Source organism: Spirosoma harenae, assembly GCF_054776975.1.
In genome coordinates this window covers 304972-318686 of sequence record NZ_BAAHBD010000024.1, presented here as the reverse complement: position 1 = coordinate 318686, position 13715 = coordinate 304972, and the positions used below count along the sequence as shown (strand labels likewise).

Here is a 13715-nt window from a genome sequence, read left to right as displayed (position 1 = left end):
GAATGAGTAAACGAGCGAATGAGCGAAGTCCTACAGATGACTAACACTCCTTCGCTCGTTTACTCATTCGCTCATTCAAAAAATGACAACGAGCGAACAGTTATTTGAAAAAGCTAAAACGCTGATTCCGGGCGGAGTAAATTCACCTGTACGGGCGTTTCGGGCTGTAGGAGGTTCTCCACTTTTTATAAAATCGGCTAAAGGTCCTTATCTCTACGACGAAGACGGTCGGCAGTACATCGAACTGATCAATTCCTGGGGGCCGATGATTTTGGGCCACGCGTTTGAGCCAGTCGAAAAAGCCGTTCGCGACGCCATTCAGCATTCGTTTTCGTTCGGTGCTCCGACGCGGAAAGAAGTTGAAATGGCCGAACTGATTACCTCAATGGTGCCTTCTGTAGAGAAAGTACGTATGGTGAATTCGGGCACTGAAGCGACCATGGCCGCTATTCGGGTCGCAAGAGGCTTTACAGGTCGTGACAAAATCATCAAGTTTGAAGGCTGTTACCATGGGCATGGCGACTCATTTCTGATTGCTGCCGGGAGTGGTGCCATGACAATGGGTACCCCCGATAGTCCTGGTGTGACGAAGGCGACGGCGGCTGATACGCTGACAGCCCCGTTCAATGATTTAGCTGCTTTGGAAGCGCTGCTTTTGAACAATCAGAATCAGATAGCGGCTATCATTCTGGAGCCCGTAGTCGGAAATATGGGCTGCGTATTGCCTGAGCCCGGTTTTCTGGAAGGTATTCGTTCACTTTGTGATACATATGGAGTTCTACTGATCTTCGACGAAGTGATGACGGGATTCCGGTTAGCAAAAGGCGGAGCGCAGGAACGTTTTGGTATCGTACCTGATCTGACAACGATGGGGAAAATCATTGGCGGGGGAATGCCCGTTGGCGCCTACGGTGGGCGTGCTGATATTATGAATCAGGTTTCTCCTGCCGGACCTGTTTATCAGGCGGGCACGCTATCCGGGAACCCAATTGCTATGTCGGCGGGTTTGGCCATGCTGCATTATCTGAACGACCATCCGGAAGTATATATACGTCTGGAAGAGATTGGAGCGAAATTAGTATCGGGCTTTCAAACCGGTCTGATCGAGTCAGGTCTGAATTACACCATCAACCATATTGGTTCGATGTTTACCTTGTTTATGACGGATCGACCAGTTGCCAATTTCTCGGATGCAAAGTCATGTAATTTGCCATTGTTTGGACACTATTTCCACGCTATGCTCGATCGTGGCATTTATCTGGCCCCCTCACAATTCGAAAGTCTATTCCTTTCAGTTGCCTTAACGGATGACTTAGTCGATCAAATTATTCAGGCACATACAGAAAGTATCAAACTAGTGATGAGTGATGAGTGATGAGTTGGCTGACACTTGCCTTTACTAAGTGCGGCAGCCAACTCATCACTCATCACTCATCACTCATCACTCATCACTCATAAGCCGTGTTCTTCTCCATAATCATACCCGTCTTCAATCGTCCGGATGAACTGCGTGAGCTGTTGGAAAGCCTGGTCAGGCAGACGTACAAAAATTTTGAGGTGTTGGTGATTGAAGATGGCTCAACGGAAAAATCAGATAACGTAGTCAAAGCGTTTGCCAGTCGGCTGAATATTCAGTATTATACAAAGCCCAATTCTGGCCAGGGATTTACCCGCAATTACGGTTTTGAACGGGCTCAAGGTGATTATTTCGTGATTTTCGATTCGGATGCGCTTGTGCCAGAACACTATTTTTCGGTTGTCAACCAGCGGCTTACAACCGATTGGTTAGATGCCTACGGAGGCCCAGATAAAGCACATCCTGATTTTACACCCATTCAGCGGGCTATCAGCTATTCGATGACATCGCCATTTACCACAGGGGGGATTCGTGGGAGTAAGAAAAATCTTGGAGGCACCTATCATCCCCGAAGCTTCAACATGGGCCTGTCCCGCAAGGTTTGGGAAATGATTGGCGGCTATAAATTAACCCGGATGGGGGAGGATATTGAATTTGCCATTCGGATTATTGAAAGAGGATTTCGAACCGGGCTTATTTCAGAAGCTTTCATCTATCATAAACGCCGGACAAATTTTGGTCAGTTTTTTCGACAATTACGATTCTTTGGTCGGGCGAGGATTAACATTTCACGCTATTATCCGAACGAATTGAAACTCGTTCATGCCATTCCAGCCTTATTTACGCTATTTGTTTTTTCAATTCCTGTTTGGGTATTAATTAGCCCAATCTTATTTGGGCTTTCCGTTGGTGTATTGATATTGATTGCTTTATTGATTTTCATTGACGCTACAAGAAAAGAGAATAGTTTGAAAATTGGGCTTTTAAGCGTTGAAGCTGCTTTTACTCAGTTAATTGGATATGGAGTTGGCTTTTTAGGCGAAGGTTGGAAACGATTTCGGGAACCCAAAGAATTCCGGGAAACGGGCGCTAGTATTGATTATCCATCCTGAATTAATTTAGCACTTTATTAAAGTGCGGATTTTTACGGTTATATTATAATTTAATCAGTTCATAGCGGGCCATAAAAATCCGTTTTCATTTATCGTTTTTATGATCAAACTATCTAAAATAACTATACTATTTCTTATCTTGTTAGGAAGTGATTATTCTAAAATATGGGCGCAAAAAATGGTGTCGTTCACCATTGATGATGTCCCAAATACGCAGTTATATAAAGCGCATAAATTTCACTCTCGCTTATTAGCTAAAATTGATTCGCTGAAGCTTCCTACGGCTATTTTTATTAATGAGAAACGGTTATATGATACGGATTCATTGACCAAAAATATAGCCATACTGAACACCTGGATAAAAGACCCATTAATCGTTGTTGGTAACCATGGATTTAGCCATGTGATGTACTCACAAGTAGGTATTGAACCGTTTAAAACAGAAGTAATAAAAGGTGAAGCAATTACCGCTGAATTGGCTGGAAAATATAATAAGTCGTTGACTTACTTTCGGTTTCCATATAATGATTTAGGCAAGGATGAAAAAATGCACCAGGAGGCAACAGATTTTCTTCAATCAAAAAAATATATTCCTGTTCCCTACACCGTACACAGCGAGGATTGGTTGATCACTCAGTTGTATGATTATTATGTATCGCATAATCAACCCAAAGAAGCCCAACGGATTGGACAGCAGTATGTCGCAAAAACGCTGGCCTATTTTGACTATATAGAAAGCCTGACTGATAAACAATTAAACCGTGACGTAAAGCATATTTATTTATTACACGATAACTTACTTAACGCGGATTATCTGGATGATTTAGTCGCTGCATTAAAAAGAAGAGGATACGGATTTTGTTCACTTGATGAAGCACTAAAAGACCCTATTTATTCGCAACCAGACTACTATAAAGAGCGATATGGAATTTCCTGGGTGTATCGCTGGATTGGCGATACGAATAAGCGTAAGGAATTAATGAGAAAAAGCCCTAATGAAGATGAATTTGAAAAGGAATTAAAAAGCCTGAAAAAATAAATTAGTTTACGTTGCAAAATCGTTTTTTAATTATCTAATAAATTGTAAACAGGATTATAGAATTTTGCCGAAAGGAAGGGTTACTGTATGATACCAATAGGTTCGTAAAACCGCTAGGAACGATTTCCAATCTGCAAGTTCAAATGGTTTAATCATGAATGAAGAAGCGCCATAAAAATAGGCTCGCTCTATATTCTCCTGCGTAGATATACCCGATAACATAACAACAGGTAGTAAACGACCGACCGGATGGGCGCGCAACAAGGCTAAAAAATCAAGACCATCAACTTTATCCTGCAAATCTATATCCAGCAACACTAAATAAGGCCTTTTCCCGTCGAGAGAATCCAGGTAGGCTTTGGCTTCTTCAAAGGTAGTAACCTGAATGAACAAGGCTTCGGGGAAACTTGACTTTGCAGCCTTAGTCATTAGATCACTTAATAATGGATCATCATCGACTAGCAAGATAGAAAAAGGAGAAGGTGCCATTTAAGATAGAAATAGCCTGACTAATTCGGTTTTTATTGGATGAATATGAATTTTTAAATGTACACTATATTGACTTAGTAAACTATTGTTGTACTAAATTATTCGTTTTGGGTCCGGAGAAGTAACTGAATAGACGTTGTGTTGTTGGGCCATCTTTTGCTCATTCATTGACGGAAGAAGGCTCAATCAGAATCATTTACTTGTGTTACTACGTAGTAATAACTTTTAGAATTATTGAGGCAATTTAAAACGGTACATTTAAATTGCTACTCTCGTTACATCAGCTAAACCAATCCTCTTTGTGCAACGATTTATGAATTCTTCCGAAAATAACCCATCAAGAAGAGATTTTCTAAAATACACAACTTGTGCGCTTGCTGGCCTGACGGCAACCTATGGACAGGCTAAAGACCCTGATATTGCATCTGGTGCTGGGCTGACTCTACCTTTAGGTGTTTGCACTACGTATGATAAAGTTGGTCTCTTAAAGAATCTAGGGTATTCGTATGTCGAAGAGAGCGTTGGTCATTTCCTGATACCCGACGAGGGAGATAGTCAGTATGAAAAGAATCGGCTGGCGCTAAAGACCGACAGAGTGCCGGTTCGATCCTATATCTATTTCTTTCCGGGCAAACTAAAATCTGTAGGGCCCGATATTCACCATGAGGCCATTTTGCAACGAGCCGATCTGGCTCTCCGCCGGGCAAAAGAGTGTGGTTCTAAAAATATTGTATTTGGTAGTGGCGGTTCGCGGTTTATTCCCGATGGGTTTGATCGGAATACCGCTAAAGCGCAGCATATATCCCTTTGTCAGAAGATGGCCCCAATTGCTGAGAAGTACGGGGTTACGCTGGCCGTAGAACCACTAAATCGGGGGGAAACCAATTTTATCAACAGTCTGGCTGAAGGAGTAGAAATCATTCAGGCAGTGAACAATCCCTGGTTTCGGTTGCAGTGCGACATCTACCATATGCTCAAAGAAGATGAGAGCCCGGAAGAAATTGTGAAATACGGGAAGTACATTACACATTGCCATATTGCCGAAAAACAAAGTCGGACAGCGCCCGGCGTAAAGGGCGATGACTTTCGACCCTACTTTCGGGCACTGAAACAGATCAAGTACCAGGGCGGCTTATCGCTGGAGTGTGTCTGGACTGACTTTGATGCTGAAATAACGCGCGGTATTGCTGTCGTGAAGCAACAACTGGCGGAGGTATAAAATAGCCTGATACAGGTGTATTATAGGATTGAAATGTATTGATTGTCTCCAGAGTTTGCTTTCTATTTTTGATGAAACTTCTTTCTATAGCGACGCTTCTCCAGCTTAGTCTGGTAACTACTACAAGTCATAAAAAGACGTTTTTGGAGCCGGGAAAGCCATCTGCGCAATCTGTGACAATTAATGTACAGCAAGAATTTCAGACCATTCACAGTTTTGGCGCATCGGACTGTTGGTCGGCGAAATTTATTGGGAAATGGCAAGATGAGGCCAAAAAAAACCAAATCGCCGACCTGTTATTTAGTCTGGATACGCTGCCGAATGGCCAGCCCAAAGGCATTGGATTGTCGCTATGGCGAGTAAATATTGGCGCGGGTAGTTTCGAGCAGAAAGATAGTAGCGCAATCGGAGATGAATGGCGACGTGAGGAGTGTTTTTTAACGCCCGATGGTCGTTATGACTGGAGTAAACAGGCCGGAAATCAATGGTTTTTACGGGCGGCTCGCCAGCGTGGTGTTCGGTATACACTGGGTTTTACCAACTCGCCACCTGTCCAGATGACTCGCAACGGCAAAGCGTTTTCGCCGGGAGGGAAAGCACTAAATCTTAAATCCGATGCGCTTGAGCCTTTTGCCAGTTTTCTGGTAGAGGTGGCCGATCATTTTAAGTTCGATTACCTGAGTCCCATTAATGAACCGCAGTGGGATTGGACTGCGGGTAAAAATGGTAAAGCGGGTCAGGAAGGATCGCCTGCGCAAAATGCTGATATTCTTGCTATTACTAAAGCGTTATCCAGTAAAATAGCCGCCAGAAAAGCCAAAACTGAAATTGTCACAGGAGAAGCGGGTCAACTTAATTACCTGTATGAGAAAGAGGAAAGCGGCCGAGGGGCTCAACTGGACTATTTTTTTGGTAAAACCGGGTCTGCCTCAATCACTAAATTACCCAATGTAGCGCCTATCTGGGCCTACCATAGCTATTTTACGACCTGTCGGGATTCGGCTCTGGTGTCTTTTCGTCAACGAGCGGCTCAGCGCGTCAAATCGGTTGGAGATCCTCAACTCTGGCAAAGTGAATTTGGCGTTTTGGGTGACATTTGTGGGAAATACAACGGCAGTCCCCGCCACACCGATATAGCGTATGGATTATACGTTGCCAAAGTGATTCACAACGATCTGACGCAGGCAAATGTCACGTCGTGGCAATGGTGGCTGGCCATCAATCCATATAATTATAGTGATGGGCTGGTGTATATCAACGGACCAGATGTGCTATATAAACAGCACAACAATGCCTGGCTGGATGGACAGGTTGTTGACTCTAAACAACTCTGGTCGTTTGGTAATTTTTCTCGTTTTATCCGGCCAGGAATGAAGCGAATCGGCGTTCGTATCGGCGCTGCTAACAATCCGATTGAGGAGGCTAGTCAATGCATGGTATCAGCGTATAAAGATCCTATTCGTAAGCAGATCGTGTTAGTTTGTATCAACATGACATCAGCCAGCCAGGATTTTCCTTTGCAGGGGCTAACAATTCGCAATGGTCGATTCACTCGGTATGTGACAAGTGCGACTAAAACACTAAATAAATCTCTGGTTACAGCCGATAGCATCCAGTTAGAGCCAGAATCAGTTACGACATTGGTGGGTTATTATTAATAGATGCCAACCTTCTAAAATAATACTGTATATGCACCATATACGAAAAAACCCTCAAATCAGCCTGATTTGAGGGTTTTCAACATTAGGTAGGAAGTAGCGGGCTCGAACCGCTGACCTCTGCTCTGTCAAAGCAGCGCTCTGAACCAACTGAGCTAACCTCCTTTGACCGCGATCACTAGATCGGGGTTGCAAAACTACGAAACTTCCTCTGTTTCCAAATGGGCGTGGTAAATTTTTTGCGAAGGAATTCGCCACAGAAGGAAAAAACCAATCACAAACAGGACAAGTAGTGCTAATACACTATTGCGCATACTGCCTGTAATCTGCTCGATCAGGCCGTATACTAAGGTACCAAATACGATGGACGTTTTTTCGGTCACGTCGTAGAAACTAAAATAAGAGGCCGTGTCGGTAGTGGCCGGGATAAGTTTAGAGTAGGTTGATCGGGATAGAGATTGTATGCCCCCCATAACTAGCCCAACAACAGCTGCCAGAATGAAAAACTGCGTCTCAGTTTGAATAAAATAGGCAACGGCACAGACGCCAATCCAGATCACAACGGCTGTCATTAATGAATAGGTATTCCCAATTCGTTCGGACAAGTGCGAGAATCCGTAAGCACCGGGAATGGCAACCAGTTGAATTAATAAGATGATGATAATCAGGCTTTGTCCGGGTAATTTTAATTCATCGCTCCCGAATATGGTGGCTACGTACATAACCGTCTGAACGCCCATGTTATAAACGAAAAACGACACCAGGAAACGCTTGGCTAAAGGTCGGTTCTGCAATTCGCCCCACACGTGCCGCAGTTCGTTAAAGCCATTGAGCAAATAATTACTTTTAGGGCTATCGGTCGATTTTTTCGTGCCATCGGGCAATCGACTAAACGGAATCTGGGCGAAACCAATCCACCATAATCCAACCGTGAGAAAGGCAAGACGAGAGGCCATCGCTTCCGAAATGTTGCCAAACCATTCGCGCTTCAGAATGACCAGCAGATTTAAAACCATGAGCAGAACACTTCCTAAATACCCCATCGAAAAACCGCGCGCACTCACTCGGTCATACTGATCTTCGGTGGCAATATCGGGTAGATAGGAATTGTAAAATACAATGCTGCCGCTCCAGCCAATCAGGCTGAGCCAGAAGCAGATAACAGCAAAAGTGGTTGTTTCCTGAACAAAGAAATAAAGCAGACTACAACTGATCGCTCCGGTGTAACAGAACACTTTCATGAACGGTTTTTTCCGGCCACTATAGTCGGCAATAGCCGTACAAATGGGCGATAACAACGCCGTAAACAGAAAGGCAAATGAAATCGTATAAGAAAACAGCACCGAATTTTTGATGGAGATTCCCAGAAAATTAATCACTGGACCACCTGTTTCGTTGAGGGCCGTTGCTGAGAAATAAACTGGAAAAATACTCGACACGATGACAAGGGAATGCACCGAGTTCGCCCAGTCGTAAAACGTCCAGGCAGTAAGGATACGGGGGGTGTTTTTCATTGAGGAATGATTGAATGATTGAATTGTTGAATGACAGTCAGTTAACCACCATTCAATCATTCAACAATTCAATCACTCAATATTAGTTAAAAAGTCAATCACTGCCTTCGTAAATGCGTGATTTGAATCGCCAGCGACCATATGTCCTGCGTTAGCAACGCTGATACTCTGAACATGCGGTACCGAATCCAGAAACTCGGCCATAATTTTTTCACTGACCACATCGCTCATACCTCCGCGTACAATTAGTGTTGGCACAGTTAGGGCGTGGGCTGCCTGGTACAGCCGCTCTTCATAGTGCGTTTTGCGGTCGGGATTGCTGTATTGTCGCCATAAAGCTAGCATCGCTGGGTCCCAATGCCAGAAATAGCGTAACTCGCCAGTGCCTATTTTGCGTAATCGCAGATTTTTTTCCAGTCGACTGTGGTCAGAGGGACGCGGACGATGGGGAAGATAAGCGGCAACGGCTTCGGCGGCTTCATCCAAACTGGCGAAGCCAGCCAAATTGCCACTCATAAAAGCGAAAATGCGTTCAATACCTTTCTGCTCAGTACGTGGGGCAATATCGACCAACACAATGGATCGGCAGATCGACTCAGTTCCAGGAGGACGTTCACTTTCAGCAAGTAGAGCTGTCATGCCCCCCATTGATGCACCAACAAGCGCTGGCCTGCGGGGCAGTGTCGCACAAATAGCGCGTAAGTCAGCCGCCAAATACTCTATTTCATAGTGCCCTTCCGCTGACCAATCACTATCCCCATGCCCCCGTGCATCGACAGCGATGGCATAGAAACCCGCTTTAGCCAACCATTCCGCCGTATCACCCCAAGAGTGTCGGGTTTGCCCACCTCCATGCAACAAAATAACAGGCTGATCATTCGGATTACCCCAGGTATCAGCCGACACAAAAAAGCCCGATTCCGTTTCGAATTTCATACTAAATGAATTGTTGAATGGCTACCATTAACCTGTATTCAATCATTCAACAATTCAGTCATTTAAATTGTCGGATCAAATTCCAGATTAATATCGGCGTCTTTCCCATCGACGGGAGCTTTCTGGCGGAGAACGAGTTTGGTTTTGGTTAGTTGAATAATCGGGAAATTTCCTTTGAATCCCTGTACGTCAACATCAATCGACTTGTTGTCCGCCGTTAATGTCCAGGTTCCCGCATTAATGACAGAATTAGATTGTTTCGGGTCGAGGGCGCGAACGGTGCCGTTGTTTCGAAACTGCATGTTCAGGTCATACAAAACCTGGGTCGCTAAATTCAATCTACTTTTGTTGATTTCCTGACTGTTGACGTCGGATACACGTATGGTGCGCCAGTTATTGGCTACCAGTAAATCGGTTTGCGACGCCGTAGTAACAATCGGCGTTGTTTCATCGTCTTTTTTACATCCCATCGTCAGACCTAAAAAAGCAATGAGTATCAGCAGTATTCGAATGGTATGTGTCATGAGTTAACGTCGATTCGGGAAGTTATATGTAGGTACTAACGAGTTGTGATTCCCAATTCGTTTATGGACCGGGACACTTTAGGCCCTTAAAATTCCGTAGTTTTGGCGAAATAGCAAGCAATGCGTGGCCCATTAGGTATTTTTCTGGTTTGGTTAATTAGTTTCTGGATAAGCGTTTTTCCAGATGCCCTGGCGCAGCAACAATGCGCAGAGCGGCTCCCGTTTACACCGGTGAGTCAGCCGAACCAGATCGAATGGACGAAATTCCCTGATTTTACACTCCCTTTTCCAATTATCTACGGTGGCCCCCGTTTTTCCGATTCGCAAGCCAGTCCCCTGCGACATGGATTTAGTCATCTGGTTGATGTTAAAGATAACGAATATGGTTCGCTGGTGAAGCCCCCACAACGAGCTACGGTGTATTATGGCGTTGCGACTGGGCTCAATCAGCCCTGGGAAACCATTGAAAGCCCCTGGGATAACGATCTGACAGCCTATCGCGCGAAATGGGATCGCTTTTTGTCGGAACTGTCTGGTGGTCAGAAAAATGCCGCTGGATTATATGTGCTTCCCGTGAGCCGATTTGCGTTGGATATTGAACGGATTCTGGAAACGGATACCCGGATTTTACGAATAAAGGCCGATACCCGCGTGCCAGCCATGTATCGAAACCTGCCAGATGCTGATTTTGTAACGGCCTATAAGAAAGCGATGCGGAATCTATACACAGAATCTATTCGATATGTCCGTCAGCACGCCGATCTAACCAACGTTAGCCTGACAAGTTATGCCGATACACCCATTCTGAATACCTATTTAAATGTGCCCACATTTACCTGGACGGACTGGACAACCAATCTAAGTCGAACGAATTATCTGGTTCAGGACTCAACCGGACGCGGCATTGGCGGACCTTATTACGACCAACTGAATGCACTTTCTCCTTCGGCGTATTATTACTATGATTATCCCAGTCCGCTGGCACAGGATTATTTGTCGTACTTATTGTTTCAGGTTGAAGTAAACCGAGCCTGGAGCAATAAGCCAGTTGTACCCTGGGTTTGGCTTCGGTATCACGATAGTTCGAATAGTGCGCTCCAGTTTATTCAGCCATTTATGGCCGAAGCCACAGCTATCTTTCCTTTTTTCTCAGGAGCGTCGGGTCTGTGGCTTTGGGAAAACCCAACGCTGGCCGCGACTCGTAATGATACATATGCGGCCTACGAACACTTTACACATGGATTGTACCGGCTATCGCGCTTTGCCGATATGTTTCAGGGAACGTATGAATTAGTGATTGAAACGCCCGCCCGTGACCTGATGGACAAGCAACAGCCAGTTTGGCGAGGGGTGGTTAAGGGTAATCAGATTCTGATTGCTGCCCAAAATCCCTATGCTGCCGATGGTGTAAAAACTAATCTGACGGTGCGCTATAAATCCTGGCAACAAACCATTGAATTGACAGGGCGAGAAGTATACCTGTGTCGATTCGATATGGGGTCAGTCACCGCTACAGAACTTGAATTAGCCCATGTTGACATCTTCCCAAATCCATCCCAAACTATAATAACGGTATCTTTTGGGCGTATGCCAAGCTCAGCCACGGAACTTCTGCTAGTAAACACAACAGGTCAAACGGTCGTTAAAACGAAGGTTAACAGCGTTAAAGAATTTTTAAACGTGTCAACTTTACCGTCGGGACTCTATTCTCTTCGAATTCAGAACTCCAACGAAAGTCAGACAAAAAAAGTCCTTATCAGTCGATAGCCGTCTGCCAATTAGCCTAGATGACTAACTACTATCTATTGATAAGCACCATTGATTATTATGCCAAATCAACTTCAATACGAAACAAGCCCTTATCTGCTTCAGCACGCTAATAACCCAGTTGATTGGTACGCCTGGGGTGAAGAGGCACTTACAAAAGCGATTGACGAAGACAAGCCTATTTTGGTGAGTATTGGCTACTCGGCTTGCCATTGGTGCCATGTCATGGAGCGCGAATCGTTTGAAAAAGAGTCGGTAGCCCAGGTAATGAATGAGCATTTTGTCTGTATTAAAGTGGATCGTGAAGAACGCCCGGATGTTGATGCGATTTATATGGATGCCGTGCAGGCAATGGGCGTACAAGGTGGCTGGCCACTCAACGTATTTCTGATGCCGAATGCCAAGCCATTTTATGGCGTTACGTATCTACCACCCCAAAATTGGGTTAATCTGCTCGATAGCATTCAAAATGCCTTTATAGAACACCGCGACGATCTGGAAAAGTCAGCGGAAGGATTTGCGACGGAACTTAATTTGAGTGACGCTGAACGATACGGCTTGCAAGCCGCCAATCCACTTTTTTCGGCCGAAATGCTGGACGTGCTTTACCGGAAAATAGCCGTGAAAGCCGACGATGAGAAAGGGGGAATGCGTCGATCGCCGAAGTTCCCGATGCCTAGCATCTGGCGTTTTCTCCTCCGCTATTACGATAGTACTGGCAATGAAGCCGCTCTCCACCAGCTCCGACTCACGCTCGACCGAATGGCGCTTGGAGGCATCTACGATCAACTAGGTGGAGGATTTGCTCGATACTCGACTGATGTTGAGTGGTTCGCTCCTCATTTCGAGAAAATGCTGTACGACAATGGTCAACTTCTATCGCTCTATGCCGAAGCCTATAGCCTGACGAAAAGCCCGCTCTATAGACACGTTGTTTATCAGACAATTGGCTTTGCTCAGCGTGAATTACTTAGCCCTGAAGGTGGCTTTTATTCTGCTCTGGATGCCGACAGCGAAGGAGTAGAAGGGAAGTTTTACACATTTACGACGCCCGAATTACAGGAAATTCTGGGCGATGATTACGAGTGGTTTGCTGAGTTGTATAACCTGACCAATGCGGGTAATTGGGAACATGGCCGAAACATCTTGCACCGTACGGAATCCGATGAGTCGTTTGCTGCGCGTAAGGGCTGGTCGTTGGCCGAGCTATCCGTACGCTTAGATGCCACGCATATCCGGTTGTTGCGCATACGGGACGAACGAATCCGTCCTGGGCTGGATGATAAAATTTTATGTTCGTGGAACGGTTTAATGCTGAAAGGGTTAGCGACCGCCTACCGCGTTTTTGCTGAACCTGAATTCCTGACACTCGCACTTCGATTGGCGTTTTTCCTGCTCAAAAAGATGCGGGATACCCGCAACGGACGATTGTGGCACACGTATAAACTGGGTCGGGCGCGTCAGGCCGGTTTTCTGGAGGATTATGCAGCTGTGATCGACGGACTATTGGCTTTGTATCAGGCTACGTTTACCGAGAGTTGGCTTACGGAGGCTGATCAACTGATGCAGTATGCACTAACCAATTTCTCTGATTCGAGTCGATCCGAAACAGGTCCTGATCCGATGTTTTTCTTCACGGATAAAAATGGCGAAGAACTCATTGCCCGACGTAAAGAACTGTTCGATAATGTGATCCCGTCGTCAAACTCGATGATGGCAGAAAATCTTTATACTCTAAGTTTCTTGCTAGAGCGGCCAGACTATGCAGAACGTGCTGATCAAATGCTGGGCAGACTGCAACCGCTGGTTCAGCAAAACGCTGATTATCTGACTAACTGGGCCTCTCAATTTGCGCTCCGGGCTCGCCCAACAGCCGAAATTGCTATCGTTGGACCCGATGCTGAGCTATATCGGAACGAATTGGATGCCGAATTTTATCCCAATAAAGTGATCTGCGGCACGGTTGATAAAAGTGAGTTGCCACTCCTGCAACAGCGCGGCCCGATTGACGGACAAACCGCAGTCTATGTTTGCTACAATCGGGCTTGCCAGTTACCAGTCACGAGTGTAGCAGAGGTTTGGCGATTGTTGCGATGAAAC

The 13715-nt window shown here is 45.3% G+C and carries 11 protein-coding genes and 1 tRNA gene; 7 read left to right on the top strand and 5 right to left on the bottom strand.

The features are described from left to right. Positions 1–82 precede the first annotated feature (82 nt). The 3 genes from hemL to ACYVE4_RS23875 all read left to right on the top strand — a co-directional run bounded on the left by hemL (position 83) and on the right by ACYVE4_RS23875 (position 3508). Positions 83–1375, top strand: a complete 1293-nt coding sequence (gene hemL, locus ACYVE4_RS23885; protein ID WP_461042770.1) for a glutamate-1-semialdehyde 2,1-aminomutase — start codon at positions 83–85, stop codon at positions 1373–1375. 86 nt (positions 1376–1461) lie between these two features. Next, on the top strand, positions 1462–2469 hold the full coding sequence (locus tag ACYVE4_RS23880) for a glycosyltransferase (RefSeq protein WP_461042769.1): 1008 nt from the start codon (positions 1462–1464) through the stop codon (positions 2467–2469). 100 nt (positions 2470–2569) lie between these two features. Beyond that, positions 2570–3508: a polysaccharide deacetylase family protein gene (locus ACYVE4_RS23875; protein ID WP_461042768.1), complete on the top strand. Its 939-nt coding sequence runs from the start codon at positions 2570–2572 to the stop codon at positions 3506–3508. Between the two features lie 54 nt (positions 3509–3562). Here the strand turns inward: ACYVE4_RS23875 and ACYVE4_RS23870 are convergent, their stop codons facing one another. Then, on the bottom strand, positions 3563–3997 hold the full coding sequence (locus ACYVE4_RS23870; RefSeq protein ID WP_461042767.1) for a response regulator: 435 nt from the start codon (positions 3995–3997) through the stop codon (positions 3563–3565). A gap of 313 nt (positions 3998–4310) precedes the next feature. Between ACYVE4_RS23870 and ACYVE4_RS23865 the strand changes: the two genes are divergently transcribed. Continuing rightward, the gene (locus ACYVE4_RS23865; protein WP_461042766.1) at positions 4311–5216 is read left to right on the top strand and encodes a sugar phosphate isomerase/epimerase family protein; all 906 of its coding nucleotides are present in this window, start codon (positions 4311–4313) and stop codon (positions 5214–5216) included. A 71-nt stretch (positions 5217–5287) separates the two neighbouring features. Next, complete coding sequence (locus tag ACYVE4_RS23860; protein ID WP_461042765.1) at positions 5288–6874, top strand: glycoside hydrolase; 1587 nt, start codon at positions 5288–5290, stop codon at positions 6872–6874. 90 nt (positions 6875–6964) lie between these two features. Here ACYVE4_RS23860 and ACYVE4_RS23855 read toward each other — a convergent pair. From ACYVE4_RS23855 to ACYVE4_RS23840, 4 genes are all read right to left on the bottom strand, one after another. Beyond that, positions 6965–7039 (bottom strand) — tRNA-Val (locus ACYVE4_RS23855). A 32-nt stretch (positions 7040–7071) separates the two neighbouring features. Further along, positions 7072–8388 (bottom strand): MFS transporter, encoded by a 1317-nt coding sequence (locus ACYVE4_RS23850; RefSeq protein ID WP_461042764.1) that lies wholly within the window; start codon positions 8386–8388, stop codon positions 7072–7074. A gap of 72 nt (positions 8389–8460) precedes the next feature. Next, entirely contained in the window at positions 8461–9324 is an 864-nt protein-coding gene (locus tag ACYVE4_RS23845) for an alpha/beta fold hydrolase (protein WP_461042763.1), read from the bottom strand. Positions 9325–9386: 62 nt separating this feature from the next. Beyond that, on the bottom strand, positions 9387–9848 hold the full coding sequence (locus ACYVE4_RS23840) for a hypothetical protein (protein WP_461042762.1): 462 nt from the start codon (positions 9846–9848) through the stop codon (positions 9387–9389). 120 nt (positions 9849–9968) lie between these two features. Here ACYVE4_RS23840 and ACYVE4_RS23835 point away from each other — a divergent pair, with 120 nt between their 5' ends. Together ACYVE4_RS23835 and ACYVE4_RS23830 are read left to right on the top strand one after the other, a co-directional pair. Then, positions 9969–11615: a T9SS type A sorting domain-containing protein gene (locus ACYVE4_RS23835; protein WP_461042761.1), complete on the top strand. Its 1647-nt coding sequence runs from the start codon at positions 9969–9971 to the stop codon at positions 11613–11615. 60 nt (positions 11616–11675) lie between these two features. Further along, entirely contained in the window at positions 11676–13712 is a 2037-nt protein-coding gene (locus tag ACYVE4_RS23830) for a thioredoxin domain-containing protein (RefSeq protein ID WP_461042760.1), read from the top strand. Positions 13713–13715 lie beyond the last annotated feature (3 nt).